We start from the raw sequence: 20,019 nt of genomic DNA, 5'->3' as shown, positions 1-20,019 counted from the left end.
CGGATGTTACCTGAATGTAAGTGGTGGATTTCTCTGGAAACAGCCAAACTATTAGTCCACTGTTTAACGTTATTTGACATTAATGTGCCGTAACACGCGGCGTGTCGGGAAGCTGCTAGCATATCGACTTTGGTTACGGATTGATCGAAATTCAATCAGTCAAGAAAGAGCGCCACATGATGAAAAAAACGGACTGGCCCATTCGATGGGATCTCCTGCTACGTTACCGCCTGATTGAAATCATCGCATTGTGGGAAGGTCGTTTGACGACCAACCACATCTGCCATGCTTTCGGGATAGGTCGCCAGCAGGCATCAAAGGACATCAACACCTACTTGCGGGAGGTCGCGCCGGGCAACCTGGAGTACGACCGTCACCTGAAAGGCTACGTCCCCGCCGATCAGTTCCGTCCCGCGGTGACGCAGGGGCGCTCCGACGAATACCTGGAAGTGCTGGGCCGCGATCACGCCCTGAGCGAGACCTTCGAATCCCTCGATCTGGGTCTGCCCAACACCGAGATCCTGCATGTGCCGCGCCGCCTGGCGGAGCCGGAAGTGGTGCGCCCGATTGTCCTGGCGACGCGTCAGGGCCGTCGCCTGGAGGCGGAATACTTCTCGCTCACCCGGCCGGAAGGCGAACGCCGAACGCTCGAGCCGCATACCCTGGTCTACAGCGGCCAGCGCTGGCACGTGCGCGCCTGGTGCGAAACCAATGGCGAATACCGCGATTTCGTGCTCAGCCGCTTCCGCGGTGTGCCCCAGGTCCTGCCCGAGCGCAGCCGACACAAGGCCCGCAACGACGAGGCCTGGAACACCACGGTCAACATTATGCTGCGGCCGGACCAGCGCCTGTCGGCCGATCAGCAGGCCATCGTGGCCAACGATTACGCCATGGTCGACGGTCAGCTGAAGATCGAAAGCCGGGCCGCCCTGGTCCGTTACATGCTGACCCTGGCCGGGCTCAGTGGCGATACCCCACACAGCGATCCGCTGGTCCAGCAGCTTGAACTGGCCAATCGCGACGACCTGCGCACCTGGCTGTAAGCCGCCTAGCCGTCCGCGACGTGGATGGCCCGCCAGTCGCGGATTTCCCGGGCCCATTTCTCCGCACGGTCACGCCGGTTGAGCGTGGCCAGCCCGATGGCCTGATGGTCGGGGTCGTCCAGCTCGATCTGCACTTTGTGACGATGCTGAGCCGATTCCATTTCCTGCCCGATGACCTCGATGCTGACGATCTGGGCCGCCCGGAATATCTGGTAGCGGCCCGGCCAGACCACGGCAAAACGATCCGTCCCCTGCTCGGTGACCACCGTAAGGCTGGAAGACCAACGCTGGTCGGGGACAAAACCTTCCCGACGTAACTGGCCCATGGAACGGTTGCGGCGCCGCGCCTGAAATACCATCAGCGCGCCAATGGCGGCCAGCGCCACGATAATCAGGATCACGGGATGGCTCATTGCGTTTCTCCATTGCATCTGCAGTGAGCGTTGGGGACACTGCCGGTCGCACATCGGTCACAACGCATTATGGTTTCACGAAGGGCATCATGAAAGGCATCGCCTCCATCCTCGCGCTCCTGGGCGGCATTCTGCTGGCCAACCCGGCCCTGGCGGAACGCTGCGGAGACAGCGCGACTCCGCTGTCCCGGGTGCAGGGTGCCGGCGATCAGTCGCCGCTGGCCGGTCGCCGCGTTGCGGTCGAAGGCGTGATCACCCTCGACGGCCGCGGCCCCCATGGCTTGGGCGGCTTCTATCTGCAGGCCCTGCCGCAAGACGCCGATCGCGACCCCACCACCTCGGACGCCGTGTTTGTCTATACCCGGGCGTCCGGCGGTGCCGTGGGTCAGCACGTGCGGGTGCGCGGTCGGGTGAAGGAATTCCACGGGTTGACGGAAATCACAGCCGGAGATCGTCTTCAGGTGTGCGGTCGCAGCGGATTGCCGGACCCGGTCGTCCTGTCCTTTCCCCTGCCGACCGACCCGGAAGCCCTGGAAGCGATGCGTGTCGCGTTCGCGGATCCGGTGACGGTCGTCGACACCCACGACCTGGGGCGTTACGGTTTGGTCACACTGGCCGGGGACGATCCCCGCTATCCCGACTCGCTGGCGCCACAGCAGCAACTCCTGCTCGACGACCGGAGCCTCGAACAGAATCCTGCCGATCTGCCCTGGCCCCGGCCGGGTCTGACCGCAAACCACACGCTGCGGGCGGGCAACCTGCTGTCGCCGGTGCAGGGCGTGCTCGACTTCCGCTACGACCGCTGGCGACTGCAACCGGATCGCTGGCCCTCGGTGGTGGGCGGCAACACCCGCCCCGACTGGCCGGCGCCCCCGGCTGACGGCACCCTGCGGGTGGCCAGTTTCAACCTGCTCAACTTCTTCAATGGCGACGGCCGGGGCGGCGGCTTCCCGACCTCGCGGGGGGCGGACAGTCCGGCGGAACTGACGCGTCAGCGCCAGAAACTGGTCAGCGCCATTGAAGGGCTGCAGGCCGATATCGTGGGGGTCATGGAACTGGAAAACGACGGACGCGGGCCGGATGCCGCGGTGGCGCAACTGGTGGCCGCGCTGGGGCACGACTGGGCCGCGGTTCGCCCGCGCGACACCGGTGACGATGCCATCCGCGTGGGCCTGCTGTATCGCGCCGATCGCGTTGAGCCGGTGGGTAAGAGTGACAGCCTGGATGAGACGCCCTTCAATGCCTACAGCCGGGTTCCCCTGGCGCAGACCTTCCGGGTGCGCGACAGCGGCGAGACGCTGCGGGTGGTGGCCAATCATTTCAAATCCCGCTCCTGCCGCCACGCCCGTGGTGACAACGTCGGTCAGGGTGATGGTGAGGGCTGCTACGCGCCAGTGCGCGCCCGCTCGGCCCGGACACTGCTGACTTGGCTGGAGGGTCTCCCGCCTCAGGACACGCTGGTGCTGGGGGATCTTAACAGCCACGCCACCGACAGGCCGCTGCAGATATTGGCAGAAGGAGGGTTCCAGCGACCGTCGGTGCTGGCCGGCGATGATGGCTACAGCTACCGGTTCCATGGTGTACGCGGTACGCTCGATTACCTCCTGCCGGATCCGTCGCTGCAGACGCGTGTGGTGGGTGGCGCCGTCTGGCACATCAATGCCGACGAGCCGCCGGTGCTGGATTACAACCTCGAATACCATTCCGGTGACCGCGCGGATCGGCTGTATGGTTCGGGCCCCTGGCGTTCCTCCGATCATGATCCGGTGTATCTCGACCTGCGACTCTGACGCGGGACTGGCAGGCGCGCCCCGTTCGACGCGACAGCGAGGCCATAGGACGTCACGCAGGACGGGTTAGACTCGGGGTCAAAGGACTCCACGCAACAAAGGTTACCCTTCATGCTCGCCAACACGCCGTTGTTCAACACGCTGCAAGATCGCCTGCCCAACCCCTGGCCGCTGGCCCGGACCGGGCACCGCTGGTTGCAGCGGGCCAAACGACACAGCACGACGGTCGATGGGCACCGCATCGTCTGGCTGGAGCGAGGCCGACGGCGCAGTGACCGGCCGTCCATCATGCTGCTGCACGGCCTGGCGGCGATGAAGGAGAACTGGAGCGCCTGGCTGCCCCTGTTTCCCTCGGACAGTCATGTACTGGCGGTGGACATTCCCGGCTTCGGCGAGAGCGACTACAAGGTCGGTGCCGGCTATGGCTACCGGGAGCAGGCCGGTCGTCTGCTGCAGTGGCTGGGCGCGGCCGGTCTGGGCCAGGTTCACCTGGTGGGCAGCTCCATGGGCGGGGCGATCGCCACAGTGATGGCGGCCCGGGCCGGCGAACGGGTCGCCAGCCTGACCGTGATGAACAGCGCCGGTATCCCGGCCCAGCCGGGCATGGATCTGTCACGGCCGCCGCGCTTCGATTCCTCGCTCTTGCTCCCGGAGGACTGGCCGGGTATCTATCGCATGTTCAACAACGTCAGCAACGGCACGCCGACGGCGGCTGGCCTGGCCATGGTGGGATTGCTGGGTGTCGATCTGCTGCGTCGCTCCGGTCAGAACCGCCATGTGTTTGCCGACATGGTGGCCGATCCGTACGCCCCGGCGAAGGAACTGGGCGCGGATACGCCGCCACTGCTGGTGATCTGGGGTGACCGGGACCGCATCACCCTGCCCGGCTGTGTGGATTTCTACCGCGAACAGGTCCCCCATGCGGAAGTTCACATGCTGCCCAAAGTCGGACACCTGCCCATGCTTGAAAAGCCGCTGGGCTCCCATCGTATCCTCATGGATTTCCTGGGCCGGCACACGCCCCGGTAGGCCCTGACTGGCCTCGCCTCCCGGAACAATTGGCCCCTTCATCCCGTTGACGCGTCACTGGAGTCATGGGGTCGGTGATCGGATCCATTCATAATCAGTTGCACTATTACAATAATGCAACTTCTGAGGACGGATGACATGCCTGCTGTCGCATCACAGGTTCAGGATCTGGGCTTACCGGCGATTTACCTGCACACCATTGCCGAACTGCTGCGCCAGCGCGGCGTGGACGATCGGGCATTGCTGACGAAAGTGGGGCTGGATCCGGCGTGCCTGGCCGATGACGACGTTCGTGTGTCCCTGTCCCAGGCCAGTGAATTCGTGACCCGGGCCATCGTCGAGAGTGGCGAGCCGGGGCTCGGCATCCTGCTGGCCTCGGAGCTTCGCCTGCCGTTGCATGGAGCCCTCGGTATTGCCGCCATGAACAGTCGCACGCTGGGCGAGGCGATGGACCTGATGGTGCGCTACCTGACCCTGCGTGCGCCGCACCTGCGGATTTTCTGCGTCAACGAAGGCGACACCACGACCCTGCGCGTGGTGGCCGGCCTGGAACTCGGACCGCTGCAAAGCTTCATCATGGATGCCATGGTGTTCGGCTGTGTGACCATGGGGACCCAGTTGCTGGGCCAGCCGGTGCGGGGCGCCCGGGTGCATCGCCGGGGCCGCGAGCCGGGCTACGTGCAGCGTTTCCGGAATCAGTTGCCGCTGCCGGTAGAGTACGAGCGTGACGAAGACGCCATCGTGATTCCCAGCGGTGCCCTGGCCACGCCCATCCGTTTCAGTGACGACGAAGTGGCGCGCGCGTCCCGGGAACAGTGCGAGCAGGCCCTGCACCGGCTGACTGAAGACGCCGGCTTTGGCGCCCGGGTTCGCCGGGTGATCGAAACCAGTCATCCTTTCCCGCCCAAGCTGGGCCGGGTGGCCGGTACCCTGTTTGTGTCCGAGCGAACCCTGAAACGTCGTCTGCAGGAAGAGGATGTCAGCTTCCAGCAGTTGGTCGACCGGGTGCGCCTGGAGCGGGCCCGGGATCTGCTCGCCAATACCCGCATGAGCCTGAGCCAGATTGCCGACGCCCTGGGTTACGCCGATGCGGCCAATTTCACCCGCGCTTTCAAGCGCTGGACCGGCATCAGCCCGAGCGCCCATCGCAATCGTCGCCAGCCCCTGGCGGCCGTCGACTGACCGTCCCGCCGTTACCGCGCAATTACCTTTCCGTCAGGACCGTGGCCGAGTTCCCGCGGCTCTGGCATCATCCGAATCGCTGTCCGGCTCTGGCCGGTGATTGTTCCGTCTGAACAAGGAGTAGTACTGCATGCGATTCGGATTTCCCCTGTGGCTGGCTGCGCTGCTGGTCATCAACGTCCCCGCCGCCTTTGCGGACGATCACAAGAAAGACGCCGAAACCCTCGGCTTTGTGGAATGGGTGGTCCTGCAGGATTCCGGCGTGCGGCTCAAGGCCCGGCTCGATACCGGCGCCAAGACGTCGTCGCTGCACGCGGTGAACGTGGAACCGTTCAAGAAGGACGGCAAACGCTGGGTCAGTTTTGAGGTGCCGCTGGACGATCACAAGTCGCCGGACGATGCCGAGGACGACAACATCGTCCTGCAGTTCGAGCGCCCGGTGGAGCGGACGGTGCTGATCAAGCGCAAGGGCGCCGAATCCCAGCGCCGCTATGTGGTGAAGATGGACTTCTGCATCGCCGGCGAGAAGCACGAAACCCAGTTTTCCCTGACCGATCGCAGCCGTTTCAACTACGCGATCCTGCTGGGGCGTCGTTTCCTCGGAGACGACAACGTCCTGGTGGATTCGTCCGACAGCTTCCAGGCGCCCAAGGAATGCGGCTACCAGACCCTGGAAGAGCTGGAGCAGGAACGCGACGCGGACTAGTCCAGGACGTTTCCCGACTGCCAGGCCCGGGCCTGCTCACAGACCCGGGCGACATCCCGACTGAACCGTTCCGGGTGCGCCCGCATCTCCGCCAGGGTAAACCAGCCGGTGGCGCAGGCATCGTCGCCGGCCACTGGTTCCCCACCCCGATCCTCACAAAGCACCGGGCAGAGCACGAAGTGATGCCCGTCTGTCATCACATCCAGCGGCGGTAGGCGGCCCAATGGCCTGGCGCCCAGGCCGGTCTCTTCCTTCAACTCCCGCAGGGCAGCCTGCTCCAGGCTTTCACCCCATTCCAGCTTGCCGCCGGCATGGCCCCATAGGCCGTTGTCCGGCGGATTGCTCCGTTGTACCAGCAGGAAAGCGCCGTCGCGCTCGAGGATGACGATGACGGCCGGGCGGGGGTGAGGCATGAGCGGCTCCTTGATGGGTGTGCTTCATTCTATCAGGCCCGGGGTGATGCCCGGTGGTGGCCGTATTGCCCGGGTTTTCGTCCTTTACTGCCATTCTCAGGTGGACGTCGGCTGATAAAGTGCTATTTAAAGTAAATGCTTTAATTCGGTCGGCGCACAGCAAGTCGGCCTGCCACAGACACCCCCTCCAATCTGAGGATGACCCGATGAAAGAACTCCAGAATAAAGTCGCCGTTGTGACTGGCGCCGGCTCCGGCATTGGCCGGGCCCTGGCGGCCAAGCTGGCCAGCCGCGGCTGCCGCCTGGCCCTGTCCGACGTGAACGAGGCGGGCCTGAAGGAAACCGCAGCCGCCTGCAGCGCAGTGGAAGTCAAAACATACAAGCTGGACGTCTCCGACCGGGATGCCATCTATGCCCACGCCGAGGAAGTGGCCCGGGATTTCGGCCAGGTGAATCTGGTGATCAACAACGCCGGCGTGGCGCTGTCGGCGTCGGTCCGCGAGATGACCGACGAGGACTTCAAGTGGATCATGGACATCGATTTCTGGGGCGTGGCCCATGGGACGCGAGCGTTTCTGCCGCACCTGATCAACTCCGGCGATGGCCATGTGGTCAACATTTCCAGTGTTTTCGGTCTGATTGGGGTGCCCAAGCAGAGTGCCTACAACGCCGCCAAGTTTGCGGTGCGCGGCTTCACCGAAGCCCTGCGCCAGGAGATGGCCCTGGAGAACCAGCCGGTGACCGTCAGCTGCGTGCATCCGGGCGGCATCAAGACCAACATTGCCCGGGCCGCGCGCATGGGCAAATCCGAGAACGCCGAAGCCCAGCGCAGCGGCTTTGACAAGCTGGCAATGACCACACCGGAAAAGGCGGCGAACATCATTGTTCGGGGTATTGAAAAGGACGAGTCCCGCATCCTGGTGGGGCCGGACGCCTGGGGTATTGAGGTGTTGAATCGCGCACTCGGCGCCGCCTACCAGCCGTTGGTGGCGCGCTTCTCGCGCAAGAACCTGTACGTCTGATCGGCTCTCAATACAGGCCGGGTGAGCGTTCACCCGGCCTGGTCAGGGCCTGGAGCGTTACAACGTAATCTTCGCGCCCATGACCTCCAGGAACTTGGCGATCCACGCCGGATGCGCCGGCCAGGCCGGGGCTGTGACCAGGTTGCCGTCCACGTGGGCCTCGTTCACCTCGATGGACTGATACTGGCCGCCGGCACCGGTGACTTCCGGCGCGCAGGCGGGATAGGCGGAACAGTCCCGACCTTCCAGTACGCCCGCGGCTGCCAGCAGCTGGGCGCCGTGACAGATGGCGGCGACCGGTTTGTTGGTCTCGAAGAAGTGCCGTACCACTTTCAGCACGTCCTCATTCAGGCGCAGGTATTCCGGCGCCCGACCGCCCGGAACCACCAGTCCGTCATAGTCCGATGGATTGATGGCCGCAAAGGTGGCGTTCAGCGCAAAGTTGTGGCCGGGTTTTTCCGAGTAGGTCTGGTCGCCTTCAAAGTCATGGATGGCGGTACGGACGGTCTCGCCGGACTTCTTGTCCGGGCACACGGCATGGACTTCGTAGCCTACCGCCATCAGCGCCTGGAACGGCACCATCACTTCATAATCCTCGACATAATCGCCGACCAGCATTAGCAGACGTTTCATATTCGACTCCCTCCTGTTGGCATGATCCGATTCAATCCGGATGAGACTTCTAAGCTTCGCCTAAAGCGTCCTGCTGTCAAATGAACCTTTGTTGCAGAGCGGCGTTGAGACGGGAGTCAGGTCCCACTTCGGAACGCCCCGTCGGGCAGTTTTGGATGGTATTCGATAGACTGGTCCGGTGTGTCGCGAGAATACACGGAAAATGGTCGTCGATCTGACGATGGATGTACCCGGTGCTGTGAAAGGGCAGCATTCAATCAGGGAAGGATAAAAAATGAAAAAAGCAGTCGCTACGCTGTGTTGTGCAAGTTTTCTCCTGCTGGCCGGCCGGGCCAGCGCCACGCCGCCCACTGAACAAGATATCCAGGCGGTTTGGGACGATATCAATAAACAGGCGGTGATGGGACCGGATGAGGTCAAGCTCAGTGATCAGCTGACGCTTCACGTCGAGGATGACATGGCCTATGTGCCGGTGGGTCCCGCCACACGCTGGATGGGCCTGATGGGCAACACCGTGGACGACAGTTTCCTCGGGGTTGTGATGCCGGCGGATGATCGGCCCTGGTTTGTCACCGTCGATTACGTCAACAGTGGCCACATCGCGGACGACGATGCCCGTGACTGGGATGCCGATGAGTTGCTGGACAACCTGCGTGAAGGTACTGAGCAGGCCAACGACTACCGCCGGGACCGGGGGATTGCGCCCATCGAAGTGGTGGGGTGGGTCGAGAAGCCCCAGTACGACGGTCAGACCCATCGACTGGCCTGGTCGGCCCTGGCCAGGGATGTCGGCACGGCCGCATCGCCACAGGATACCGTCAACTACAACACCTATGTCCTCGGGCGCGAGGGTTATGTGGCCATGAACCTGGTGACCGAGATTAACTCGATCGATCAGGACAAACAGGACGCCCGGGAACTCCTCAACGATGTGCATTTCGTGGACGGTCGCCGGTATGCCGATTTCAACGAAGACACTGACCAGATGGCCTCGTATGGCCTGGCCGCGCTGATTGGCGGTGTTGCCGCCAAGAAAGCAGGACTGTTGGCCTTGATCGCGGCCTTCTTCCTCAAAGCCTGGAAGCTGGTGCTGCTGGGCGGCGCCGCGGTGGTTGTCGGCATACGCAAGTTCTTTGGCGGCAAGGATTGAGAGGGCACCCATAGAAAAGCCCGCTCGGTGGAGACCGTGTGAAAACGTAGCGGGCGCAGGGGCGTAGGTTGGGCTGACGCAGGAAGCCCAACAATGAGCGGGCACCGGACGTTCCCGTTATCTTGGGCATGCCTGGAGCATGGATTCTCAAAAACCGGCCTGGCAACCATTGGATGGGATTGGTCGCAAACCCGGTTTGTTGGGCTTCCTGCGTCAGCCCAACCTACGGTCGCTCGCAACGCGTTTGCAACACCCTCTCCAGCTTCAGAGCTGTCCGCAGGACAGCCGGTAGTGAGCGCGAGCATCTCAGTCATTCATCCCTAAAAAAGCCCGCTCAAAGGCGGGCTCGAAGGGCAGGCAAGGACTTCGGATTACTGCAGGGTCCGGCGGTTACCGTTGCGGTATTGCGGCGCGATGTACTCGGCCACCTCGGACTTGAAGCGGGCGATCAGCTCGCTGTTGTCGTGCTCCCAGGGATGGAAACCGGGCTTGAAGTATTCCATCCAGGTGGGGATCAGGCTGGAGAAGACACCATCCTTACCCCACATGCGCCACATCCCTTTTCCCACGTCTTTCAGTGAGAAGCCGCGCTTGTCGTTCCACATCATGCGGGCGGTGAAATAAGTGGTCATCACGCCCAGCAGTGCCGTACTCAGGATCTGGTAGAACGAACGCTCCAGATAGGTGCCGCCGACTTCCTGGAACACGTCGTAGGTCACCGCCTTGTGCTCGGTTTCCTCAATGGCGTGCCAGACCCACAGCGGCCGCATGGTTTCGTGCATGTCTTCGCGCACGTCGTCACGCTCCAGCAGCATGTCGGCCATCATGGCGGTCATATGCTCCAGGGCACAAGTGATGGCCAGCTGGTGGCGCTTGGGCAGGCGCTTGCCGAAACCGTCCAGCAGTATGCGCAGGTGGTGTTCCATATCTTCCACCGGCATGTCCTGGTCGCGCACGTGCTGGTTCATGGCGATGTGTTCCAGCGAGTGCATGGCCTCCTGGCCGATAAATCCGGCAACTTCCTTTTTCAGGGCCGGATCGGTGATCTGGTCCCGGTAGTAGCGGACGGAGTCCACGAAGAACTGTTCGCCCTGAGGGAACAGGACCGACAGCGCGTTCATCATGTGGCTCAGGAATGGGCTGTTGTCGAGCCAGTACCGGGGAACCTGGTCACCGAATTCGAAACCCATGCGTTGGGGTTTGATGTCCACATGGTCCGGTTTACGGACGGCTGCCTTTCTGTTTGCGATCGCTGTTCTCAGCATGGATCCTCCTATGCGCCAAACGTCGGGGCGCTCATGGCTCAAGCCTGTGTCGGTGAAGGTGATGAATGACACAAGCTGCAATGTCATGGGTTCAGTCTGTGGGGCGCAAGCGATTTCGGCCATGCGCAAAGGGGACGGCCGTCGTGGATGATGGGACACACGGGCGTTTTTGCGGGCCTGGATTGACCGGAACGACAGGGTTGTCGGGCGCTACGCCAAATAGTGGGGGGTGGATGCATCTGGTAGCATCGACCTATGCCGTCGGCCCGCCACGGGCCGCGTCCCCCCGAGTGAATCAAAGAAAGAAGGAAACAGGATGGCCAAGGTGAGTCCGGATCGAGAGCGCCAGATGCTGGGGCTGTTCCTGCTGCCCGGCGTGTATTTGCGTGTTTTGGGGGATACCGTCAAGCGCCTGGGGTTTGACGACCGGCCTCTGTACGAAGGGCTCAGCTTTTCAAAGACCGATCTGCAGGCGGCCGACAGCCGGGTATTCGTGACCGACGCCGTGATCATGGCCGATCGCGCGGTGGCGCTGGCCGGTCACAAGGGGCTGAGCTTTGCCCTGGCGCGGGAGCTGCGGGTCACCATCCACGGCACCCTGGGCTTTGCGGCACTGACCAGCCCAACCGTCGGCGGCGCGCTGGATTCCGTGCGTCGTTACCTGCAGCTGCGGGCGCCGTTCCTGAGTATGATCATGCGGGACACCGGCGAGCACGTGCTGGTCCAGCTGAAAGCAGAATTCGAAGTGCCTTCCCTCTACCACTTCCTGGCAGAAACCGTGATGGCGACGCTGGTCCTGCTGGCGGAGCAACTGGTGGACCACACCAGCGGCGAGGAGCTGGGGTTCGAGTTGCGCAATGGCAAGCTGCCCGGCGTCTCGGCGCGACTGTCCTGCCCGGAGCCCGCCTATTACCGGGAGTTCGCGTACCAGCTGCCGATCCGTTTTGACTACAGTGCGGACTCGGAGATGCTGATTTTCCCCAAGCGTTTCCTGGATATTCGCATGCGCCTGGCTGACGCGGATGCGTCGGATATGGCACGCAGCCAGTGTGAATTTGAATTGCAGAAAGCCCTGAAAGAACAAGGGGACATCGTCATCGCCATCCGCAACATGCTGCATGTGATGCCCGGCCCGCTGCCGTCGCTGGAAGACATGGCGGAGCGATTCTGCGTCTCGTCGCGCACCCTGAAACGCCGGCTGGCGGATCGGGAGACCACCTACCGTGAAATTGTCGAAGCGGTCCTCAAGGATCGCGCCATCCAGCTGCTGCGCTACACGAATCAATCGATTAGCGAAATTGCCTACGAGCTGGGTTATGCTGATCTTTCAAACTTCAGTCGCGCTTTCCGCAAGTGGACCGGCAAGTCGGCGAGCGAATTCCGCGAGGATGGGCCGGACCCGGCGCCGGAACTCGGGCCCTGAGCCCCGGTCTGCAAACGTGACTGATCGAGACACCTCATCTGGCTGGAGAGGCACGCATGCCGCAGACGGACACGCACAGCAAGCTGTTTGGCTATCTGCTCTGGATTTTCGGGTTCCTGGGGTCGCACCGCTTTTATTACGGCAAGCCGGTCACCGGGACCATCTGGTTTTTCACCCTGGGCCTGTTCTTCATCGGCTGGATCATCGATCTGTTCCTGATTCCGTCGATGGACCGGGAAGCCGATTTCCGCTTCCGGGGCGGCGATACCAGCTACAACATCGCCTGGCTGCTGCTCACCTTCTTGGGAGCGTTCGGTGTTCATCGCATGTACATGGGCAAGTGGATCACCGGCGTGATCTACCTGCTGACCCTGGGACTGTGCGGTCTGGGGGTGCTCTATGACTTCTGGACGCTGAACGACCAGATCTCGGTGAAGAACGCGTCCATCATGGACTGATTCGTGGTCGATGTTCCGGTAACCGAACGGGAGCGGTCAGCGCGATGAGCTACTTTCGCAAGCATTACCACGAACCGGGCACGGCGCCGGGCACGCTGGTCCAGCGGAGTCCGGCAACGACAGCGCCCTTGTCGATGCATCTGACGGACTACACCGAGGATGGCGTCGAGGAGCTGGATCTGGACGCCGTGCAGGATTGTGTCCGCTACCTGGAACGCGACTCCAAGACCTGGTTGCAGATCAACGGCGCCGTCAGCCCGGACACCTTGCGCCAGTTCGGGGACCTGTTCGATCTGCATGATCTCGCCCTGGAGGATGTCCTCAACGCGGGCCAGCGGCCAAAGATCGAGTCGTACGACCAGCAGCTCTTCGTCACCGCCGCCTTCCCTCGACTGAACGACGGCAGTCTGGAAATAGTCCAGATCAGTCTGTTCGTGGGCGAGAGCTACCTGATCTGCTTCTGTCCGCTGGCCGAGGACCCGTTCGATCCCATCCGCAAACGGATACGCCAGCCGAACGGCCGACGGTTTACCTCCCGGGGTATCGACTACCTGCTCTACGCGCTGCTCGACTTCATCGTCGATTCCGGTTTTCCCGTCCTCGAGTCGTTCGGCGACGATCTGGAAGACCTGGAAAGCGAGTTGCTGGCACATCCGGACCGGCAGACACTGGCGGCCATCCACCGCCTGAAGCGAGAGCTGTTGCTCATGCGGCGCATACTCTGGCCCCAGCGCGAGATGATCAGCAGCGCCATGCGCACGGAGGACCATCGAATCAAGCCGGAGACCCTGGTCTATATGCGGGACTGCATGGATCACAGCGTACAGATCATCGAGCTGCTGGAAAGCTTCCGGGACATGGCCACCAGCATGCTGGACCTGTACCTTTCGGCGATCAGTAACCGGACGAACGACACCATGCGGGTGCTGACCATCATCGCCACCATCTTCATCCCGCTGACCTTCGTTGTCGGCGTCTACGGCATGAACTTCGGCAATCCGGACAACCCCTGGGCGATGCCGGAACTGTACGCTCGCTACGGCTACCCCCTGGTGTGGGGCGCCATGATCGTCATCACCGGCGGCCTGGTCTGGTATTTTCGTCGCCGCCGCTGGCTGTAGCGGCGGCCATGGGCATCAGGCGGCGGTGGTCCGGCGCTGGGACGCCGGCACTTTCAGGCGCACCCGGTCGCCGTCCAGCAGGACCGGATAGACCTTCACCCGCACGGACTCGTCTTCCATACAGATCCCGGTGCGCAGGCTGAAATGCTGCTTGTACAGCGGCGACGCCACCACCGGTTCCCCTTTCAGGTCGCCTGTAATGCCCCGGGCCAGGACGTTGGCGCCGCTGAACGGGTCGGTGTGGCTGATGGCGAACAGGGCCGGCAGGTGGTGCGGCAGGTAGAACACCGCCACCGGGCCCGCGTCGGTCCACACGGCAATGCCGGATTCCGGCACCAGATCGTCCACGGTGCAGACCGCTTCCCAGTTGCTGCGTGCATTCATAGCATTCGCTCCTTCCATAAATTCCTGGCAAACGCCCGGTGTCAGGCGATGTCGGCTTTGGCCAGCGGGCGGCGCTGGTCGCGTTCGGTGGTCCAGTGCTGTACCGGGTCTTTCTTGTCCGGCGCGTTGACGAACTCGCGGAACCGCTTGCGCTTCTCCGGATCTTCCACGGTGGTCTTCCACTCGCACTGGTAAGTGCCGATGATGGACTGCATGTGGGCTTCCAGTTCCTCGCCCAGGCCCAGGCTGTCGTCCAGCACCACCGCTTTCAGGTAGTCCAGGCCGCCTTCCAGGTTCTCCAGCCAGACGCTGGTGCGCTGCAGGCGATCGGCGGTGCGCACATAGAACATCAGCACCCGGTCGATGGTGCGAATCAGTTCGTCGTCGGACAGGTCGGTGGCGAACAGGTCGGCGTGGCGTGGGCGCATGCCGCCGTTGCCGCAGACGTAGAGGTTCCAGCCGTTCTCGGTGGCGATCACGCCGATGTCCTTGCTCTGGGCCTCGGCACATTCCCGAGTGCAGCCGGACACGGCGAACTTGAGCTTGTGCGGCGAGCGCAGGCCCTTGTAGCGCTCTTCCAGCTGGATCGCCATGCCCACGCTGTCCTGCACGCCGTAGCGGCACCAGGTGCTGCCGACGCAGGATTTCACGGTGCGCACCGACTTGCCGTAGGCGTGGCCGGTCTCGAAGCCGGCGGCGATCAGTTTTTCCCAGATCTCCGGCAACTCGCTGAGCGTGGCGCCGAACAGGTCCACCCGCTGGCCGCCGGTGATCTTGGTGTAGAGGTTGTATTCCTTGGCCACTTCACCCAGCACGATCAGCTTGTCCGGGGTGATTTCACCGCCCGGGATGCGCGGCACGATGGAGTAGGTGCCGTTCTTCTGCATGTTGGCCATGAAGGTGTCGTTGGTGTCCTGCAGGGGCACGTGGTCGGTGGCCATGATGTGCTCGTTCCAGCAGGTGGCCAGGATCGAGGCGACCGCCGGTTTGCAGATGTCGCAGCCGTGGCCTTGGCCGTGCTGTTTGATCAGGCTATGGAAGGTTCGGATGCCGTTGACCTTCACCAGATGGAACAGCTCCTGGCGGCTGTAGGGGAAGTGCTCGCAGATGTCCTTGCTGACCTCCACGCCGCGTTTTTCCAGCTCGTTGTCCACCACGGATTTGAGCAGGGCCGCGCAGCCACCGCAGCCGGTGCTGGCCTTGGTCTCGCCCTTCACCGCGCCGAGGTCCGTGCAGCCGGCGTCGATGGCGCCGCAGATGTCGCCCTTGCTGACGTTGTGGCACGAGCAGATCGAGGCCGTCTCTGGCAGCGCATCCGGGCCCAGTGCCGGAGCGCCGCCCTCGGAGACCGGCAGGATCAGGCTTTCCGGGTTCGCGGGCAGGTCGATGCCGTTCAGCGCATACTGCAGCAGCGTGTCGTAGGGCCCGTTGTCGCCCACCAGGATGGCACCCAGCAGTTTCTTGCCGTCTTCGCTGATCACCAGGCGGCCGTAGGTGCCGGCCTGCTCGTCGTTGAAGCGGATGTTGCGGGCGCCCGGCGTGGCACCGTGGGCGTCGCCAATCGAGCCCACATCCACGCCCAGCAGCTTGAGCTTGGTGCTCATGTCGGCGCCACGGAAGCCGGCTTCCGCGTCCTGGTTCAGGCGCGCGGCCAGGGTGCGGGCCATGGTGTAGCCCGGGGCCACCAGGCCGAAGATGCGATTGTCCCACAGGGCGCACTCGCCAATGGCGAAGACCTGCGGGTCGGAGGTGGTGCACTGGTCGTCGATGACGATGCCGCCGCGCTCGCCGATCTCCAGGCCGCTGGACCGGGCCAGGGTGTCCTGCGGGCGGATGCCGGCGGAGAACACGATCAGGTCGGTCTCCAGGTGCGTGTCGTCGGAGAAGTTCATGCGCAGACGGGCTTCCTCCCCCGGCACGATGGCCGTGGTGGCCTTCTCGGTATGCACCTGAACGCCCAGTTCCTCGATCTTGCGCTTGAGCAGCGCACCGCCGTCGGCGTCCAGCTGCACCGGCATCAGGCGCGGGGCGAATTCCACCACGTGGGCTTCCAGTCCCAAGCTCTTGAGGGCGTTGGCCGCTTCGAGTCCCAGCAGGCCGCCGCCAACGACGACGCCGGTTTTCCTGCCTTCGGCGCTGGCGCGAATGGCATCCAGGTCCGCCAGGGTGCGGTAGACCAGGCAGTGGTCCCGGTCGTGGCCATCGATCGGCGGCACGAACGGGTAGGAACCGGTGGCCAGGACCACAGCATCGTAGGCGTATTCGCCCTTGGGCGTGACCACCTTGCGATTGTCCCGGTCCAGCTCGGTGACGGGTTCGTCCAGGTGCAGGATCAGGCCCTTGGCGGCGTAGTCCTCGACGGTCCCCAGCGCCAGATCGGTGTGGGTGGAGCCGCCGAAATACTCGGACAGATGAACCCGGTCGTAGGCGATCAGCGGTTCCTCGCCGAACACGTGGATGTCGTAGTCCGCGGCGGCGGGCGTCTCTGCAAACTGTTCGAGAAAGTGATGGCCAACCATGCCATTCCCGATCACGATCAATGTTTTGTTTGCCATGGTCTGTCTCTCTCTGTGTCTGTCCGTCAGGCGTCGCAGTAAGCGGCGCCGAAAGCGAGTTGCTGCCGGTAGGCCGACAGGTCCCGCTGTTGTTGAAGTTGGTCGAAATACCACGGGCCGTCCTGGGTCTCGCCGAACAGGACGGCGCCGGCCAGGCGGTTATCTCGCAGCAGGAGGTGGCAGTAACGGGCGGATTCGTGGTCCTGCCAGATCACGGATTCGGTGTCCGGGCCGGGCTGGGCCTGGCCGCAGGAGAAAATGGGGATGCCGCTGATCTTGAGCCGGGTGGCGACGTCGCTTGGCTCGAACCGCTCGGTGTCGCCGCACAGCACGCCAGCCAGGATCTTGGCCTGCTGATAGCCTGGCTCCACCAGTCCGAAGGTGTGCTCACCCAGCTGGCAGCATTCGCCGAGGGCGTAGATGTTGTCCCGGCTGGTGCGCAACTGGTGGTCCACATGGATGCCCCGGTCACAGACGAGGCCAGCCTCGCGGGCCAGTTCGGCATTGGGGGTAATGCCGGCAGCCAGAACCACCAGGTCGGTGCTGACCAGGGTCTCGTCGGCCAGCTCCACCGCGCGCACCCGACGCTGGCCCACCAGGCTGCGTGGGGATTCGCCGGTGATGCTGTGAATGCCCCGGGCTTCCAAGGCCTTGCCGAGCAGTTCCCCGGCAGTGGCGTCGAGCTGGCGGTTGAGTAGGTAGGGGCTGCGATGAATCACGGTGACCGCCATGCCTTGCTGGCTCAGCCCTTCCGCGGCTTCCAGCCCCAGAAAGCCGCCACCGATGACAACGGCGCGACGGTAATGGGCGCTCATGGCCAACAGCTGCTCGGTGTCGCGAATGTCCCGGAAGGTCACCACGCCTTTCAGGGATTCCCCCGGGAGCGACAGCGACGAGGGCCGTGCGCCGGTGGCGATGACCAGGTCGTCGTACCCGAAGGTGCGGCCATCCTCGGCGGTCACCTGCTTTGCGGCGGTATCCAGCCGGGTCACCCGGGTGTCCGGGTGCAGGCGGATACGGTGGGCACCGAACCAGTCCAGTGGCTGCAGGGTGATGGCGTCCAGACTCGCGTCGCCAGCCAGTACCGAGGACAGCAGCACCCGGTTATAGGCGGGCACGGCTTCGGCGCTCAGCACGTCGATGCGGGTGTACGGATGATCGGCACGGGCCACCAGTCGCTCCAGCAAACGCTGGGCAACCATGCCGTGTCCAACCACCAGTAATATGCGTTCTGCCATGGGGTGCTCGACCTTTTCCCGCCAACAAAAAAAGCCGGAGCATCTTCCCCTTGCGGAGAGCGATGGTCCGGCGTCAGTGCCAACAACGATGTTTGATGGTCCGATCAATCCCTGATCGGGCAAGTCGTCCTGATTTCTATAAAGCGATTACCGTGCCAGTCTTTTGAGTGCTTTAAAAACAGCGGTTTACCGGCTTAGTGGGCGATGCGTCGCTCAAATGTCTGCCCAGCACTGGTTCGCCAAGTGTTGAAAACGCACTAAAAACGATCAGCTTTGTTCCGCCACGGCCACGGGTTTTTTCTCGGCGACCCGGGGCGTCTGTTCGGGCGCGGCTGGCGCGATCACCTCCCGCGTGTCGTCTTCGCTATCCGCCGCAGGCTTTGTGGGTGCGCCCTTGCCCGGGAAGCGCTGCTTCTCGTAGAGGAACCGCAGCACGGCCTGGCGGTAGTGGACGTACTGGTCGTCATCCGCCAGGGTCACCCGGTTACGCGGGCGTGGCAGGTCGATGGTCAGCTCTTCGCCCACCGTCGCCGCCGGGCCGTTGGTCATCATCACGATGCGGTCCGACAGCAGCACGGCCTCGTCCACGTCGTGGGTGATCATGATCACGGTGCTGTTCAGGTCCTGCTGGATCTCCATCAGGGCATCCTGCAGGTGGGCACGCGTCAGGGCATCGAGTGCGCCGAAAGGCTCATCCATCAGCAGCACGCTGGGGCGCATGGACAGGGCCCGGGCAATGCCCACGCGCTGGGCCATGCCGCCGGAGATCTCGCCGGGGCGCTTGTCCCTGGCGTGGGCCATATTGACCAGTTCCAGGTTGTGGATAATCCAGTCCGCGCGCTCGCGTTTGGTCATGGTCTTGCGAAAGACCTGACGCACCGCCAGTTCGACGTTCTCGTACACCGTCAGCCAAGGCATCAAGGCGTGGTTCTGGAACACCACGGCGCGCTCCGGGCCGGGGGTGTTGACCTCGTGGCCGTCCAGCACGCAGCCGCCCTGGCTGGCCTGCAGCAGGCCGGCGACGATGTTCAGGACCGTGGACTTGCCGCAGCCGGAATGGCCAATCAGCGAGACGAACTCGCCCTTGCGGATTTTCAGGTTGATCGTATCCAGCGCCTGGAACGGACCCTGCGGGGTGTCGAAGCTCATGCTGACGCCGGTGAGTTCAAGGTGTGATTTACTCATGATCGGTCTCCTTTAGAGTCCGTGTTTATTCGTCCCAGGCGACCTTGCGCTGGATCATCAGCATGATCCGGTCCAGCACATAGCCGATGAAGCCGATGGCCAGCACCGCCACCATGATGCGGCTCAGGGAGTCGCTGCTGCCGTTCTGGAACTCGTCCCAGACGAATTTCCCCAGACCGGGGTTCTGGGCCAGCATCTCGGCGGCGATCAGCACCATCCAGGCAATGCCGAGGGAGACCCGCAGGCCGGTGAAGATCATCGGCACGGCCGCCGGCAGGACCACCTTGCGGGCGTGGGTCCAGAACGGCAGGCGCAACACCTTGGAGACGTTCACGAGATCCGGATTGACCTGGGCCACGCCCGTGGCGGTGTTGATCAATGTCGGCCAGAGGCTGCACAGGGTGACGGTGACCATCGAGGTGATGAACGACTTCTCGAACATCGGGTCGTCACTGACGTAGGTGGCCGACACCACCATCGTCACCAGCGGCAGCCAGGCCAGGGGCGAGACGGGCTTGAAGATCTGGATGAGCGGATTGACCGCCGCTGCAAAGTAGCGGTTGAGGCCGATCATGATCCCCAGCGGCACCGCGATGATCGTGGCCAGGAAGAACCCGGCCAGGACCGTCTTCAGGCTGGTGAAGATCTGGTCGATGAACGTCGGTGCCCCGGGATAGGGCCGGATGAGGGTTTCCGCCTCGGGGTTCTCGGCAAGGATGCGCGCATTACGCTTCTCCTGCATTTCCACGTACCGGTCCGCCCGATCCTGTTCGTTCTGGTGTTCCTGCCACAGCTGGCCGGCCTGCTCCCAGACGTTGGCCGGGGTCGGGAAATTGCCCAGCGAGGTATTGATCTGCGGCGCAACCAGTTGCCAGGCGATCAGGAACAGGGCGATGCCCAGCACCGGCAGGGTCACTGACTGCAGCAGGGCCTTGCCGGTGACGTCCGGATACCGGCGCCGGATCAGCTGCAGCAGTGGATTGGTGGAGGTGAGCGTGCTCATGGGTTA

Annotated in this window: 19 protein-coding genes; 10 read left to right on the top strand and 9 right to left on the bottom strand. The window is 63.4% G+C overall.

From position 1 onward, the window contains the following. Positions 1–179 precede the first annotated feature (179 nt). Complete coding sequence (locus J3364_RS09035; protein WP_349558098.1) at positions 180–1,043, top strand: helix-turn-helix transcriptional regulator; 864 nt, start codon at positions 180–182, stop codon at positions 1,041–1,043. A gap of 5 nt (positions 1,044–1,048) precedes the next feature. Here the strand turns inward: J3364_RS09035 and J3364_RS09030 are convergent, their stop codons facing one another. Further along, a complete protein-coding gene (locus J3364_RS09030; RefSeq protein ID WP_349558041.1) occupies positions 1,049–1,456 on the bottom strand; it encodes a hypothetical protein in 408 nt (135 codons plus the stop codon). A gap of 89 nt (positions 1,457–1,545) precedes the next feature. Between J3364_RS09030 and J3364_RS09025 the strand changes: the two genes are divergently transcribed. The 4 genes from J3364_RS09025 (at position 1,546) to J3364_RS09010 (ending at position 6,163) form a co-directional block, all read left to right on the top strand. Continuing rightward, a complete protein-coding gene (locus J3364_RS09025) occupies positions 1,546–3,246 on the top strand; it encodes an ExeM/NucH family extracellular endonuclease (protein ID WP_349558040.1) in 1,701 nt (566 codons plus the stop codon). A 111-nt stretch (positions 3,247–3,357) separates the two neighbouring features. Continuing rightward, positions 3,358–4,275 (top strand): alpha/beta fold hydrolase, encoded by a 918-nt coding sequence (locus J3364_RS09020; RefSeq protein WP_349558039.1) that lies wholly within the window; start codon positions 3,358–3,360, stop codon positions 4,273–4,275. A gap of 138 nt (positions 4,276–4,413) precedes the next feature. Further along, entirely contained in the window at positions 4,414–5,457 is a 1,044-nt protein-coding gene (locus J3364_RS09015) for an AraC family transcriptional regulator (RefSeq protein WP_349558038.1), read from the top strand. A 130-nt stretch (positions 5,458–5,587) separates the two neighbouring features. Next, positions 5,588–6,163: an ATP-dependent zinc protease family protein gene (locus J3364_RS09010; RefSeq protein ID WP_123633579.1), complete on the top strand. Its 576-nt coding sequence runs from the start codon at positions 5,588–5,590 to the stop codon at positions 6,161–6,163. Here the strand turns inward: J3364_RS09010 and J3364_RS09005 are convergent. After that, positions 6,160–6,576 carry an NUDIX hydrolase gene (locus J3364_RS09005; protein WP_349558037.1) on the bottom strand — a complete coding sequence of 139 codons (417 nt, stop codon included), beginning with the start codon at positions 6,574–6,576 and terminating at the stop codon, positions 6,160–6,162. The two genes, J3364_RS09010 and J3364_RS09005, sit on opposite strands and share 4 nt — an antisense overlap. Positions 6,577–6,782: 206 nt before the next feature. Between J3364_RS09005 and J3364_RS09000 the strand changes: the two genes are divergently transcribed. Continuing rightward, the gene (locus J3364_RS09000; protein ID WP_203141935.1) at positions 6,783–7,598 is read left to right on the top strand and encodes an SDR family NAD(P)-dependent oxidoreductase; all 816 of its coding nucleotides are present in this window, start codon (positions 6,783–6,785) and stop codon (positions 7,596–7,598) included. A gap of 57 nt (positions 7,599–7,655) precedes the next feature. Here the strand turns inward: J3364_RS09000 and J3364_RS08995 are convergent, their stop codons facing one another. After that, the gene (locus J3364_RS08995; protein WP_123633576.1) at positions 7,656–8,231 is read right to left on the bottom strand and encodes a DJ-1/PfpI family protein; all 576 of its coding nucleotides are present in this window, start codon (positions 8,229–8,231) and stop codon (positions 7,656–7,658) included. Positions 8,232–8,505: 274 nt separating this feature from the next. Here J3364_RS08995 and J3364_RS08990 point away from each other — a divergent pair, with 274 nt between their 5' ends. Next, a complete protein-coding gene (locus J3364_RS08990) occupies positions 8,506–9,381 on the top strand; it encodes a DUF2167 domain-containing protein (RefSeq protein WP_349558036.1) in 876 nt (291 codons plus the stop codon). Between the two features lie 371 nt (positions 9,382–9,752). Here J3364_RS08990 and J3364_RS08985 read toward each other — a convergent pair whose 3' ends face one another. Further along, on the bottom strand, positions 9,753–10,646 hold the full coding sequence (locus J3364_RS08985; protein ID WP_349558035.1) for a metal-dependent hydrolase: 894 nt from the start codon (positions 10,644–10,646) through the stop codon (positions 9,753–9,755). Between the two features lie 316 nt (positions 10,647–10,962). Here J3364_RS08985 and J3364_RS08980 point away from each other — a divergent pair, with 316 nt between their 5' ends. From J3364_RS08980 to corA, 3 genes are read left to right on the top strand one after another with little or no spacing between them, the layout of a single operon-like run. Further along, positions 10,963–12,069 carry a helix-turn-helix transcriptional regulator gene (locus J3364_RS08980; protein WP_349558034.1) on the top strand — a complete coding sequence of 369 codons (1,107 nt, stop codon included), beginning with the start codon at positions 10,963–10,965 and terminating at the stop codon, positions 12,067–12,069. A 56-nt stretch (positions 12,070–12,125) separates the two neighbouring features. After that, complete coding sequence (locus tag J3364_RS08975; RefSeq protein ID WP_123633573.1) at positions 12,126–12,527, top strand: NINE protein; 402 nt, start codon at positions 12,126–12,128, stop codon at positions 12,525–12,527. A gap of 44 nt (positions 12,528–12,571) precedes the next feature. Further along, positions 12,572–13,648 (top strand): magnesium/cobalt transporter CorA, encoded by a 1,077-nt coding sequence (gene corA, locus J3364_RS08970; RefSeq protein WP_349558033.1) that lies wholly within the window; start codon positions 12,572–12,574, stop codon positions 13,646–13,648. A 15-nt stretch (positions 13,649–13,663) separates the two neighbouring features. Here corA and nirD read toward each other — a convergent pair whose 3' ends face one another. The 5 genes from nirD to J3364_RS08945 form a co-directional block, all read right to left on the bottom strand. Then, positions 13,664–14,032: a nitrite reductase small subunit NirD gene (gene nirD, locus J3364_RS08965; RefSeq protein WP_349558032.1), complete on the bottom strand. Its 369-nt coding sequence runs from the start codon at positions 14,030–14,032 to the stop codon at positions 13,664–13,666. A gap of 41 nt (positions 14,033–14,073) precedes the next feature. Further along, positions 14,074–16,587, bottom strand: a complete 2,514-nt coding sequence (nirB, locus tag J3364_RS08960) for a nitrite reductase large subunit NirB (protein ID WP_349558031.1) — start codon at positions 16,585–16,587, stop codon at positions 14,074–14,076. Positions 16,588–16,613: 26 nt separating this feature from the next. Next, positions 16,614–17,825 (bottom strand): NAD(P)/FAD-dependent oxidoreductase, encoded by a 1,212-nt coding sequence (locus J3364_RS08955; protein WP_349558029.1) that lies wholly within the window; start codon positions 17,823–17,825, stop codon positions 16,614–16,616. 267 nt (positions 17,826–18,092) lie between these two features. Further along, positions 18,093–19,010, bottom strand: coding sequence for an ABC transporter ATP-binding protein (locus tag J3364_RS08950; protein ID WP_502882492.1), 918 nt, complete (start codon positions 19,008–19,010; stop codon positions 18,093–18,095). 25 nt (positions 19,011–19,035) lie between these two features. After that, positions 19,036–20,013: an ABC transporter permease gene (locus tag J3364_RS08945; RefSeq protein WP_349558028.1), complete on the bottom strand. Its 978-nt coding sequence runs from the start codon at positions 20,011–20,013 to the stop codon at positions 19,036–19,038. Positions 20,014–20,019: the final 6 nt, after the last annotated feature.

The organism is Marinobacter sp. NFXS9 (assembly GCF_040148665.1).
Classification (GTDB): Bacteria; Pseudomonadota; Gammaproteobacteria; order Pseudomonadales; family Oleiphilaceae; genus Marinobacter_A; species Marinobacter_A mangrovi.
This window is presented reverse-complemented; position numbering and strand designations above follow the sequence as displayed.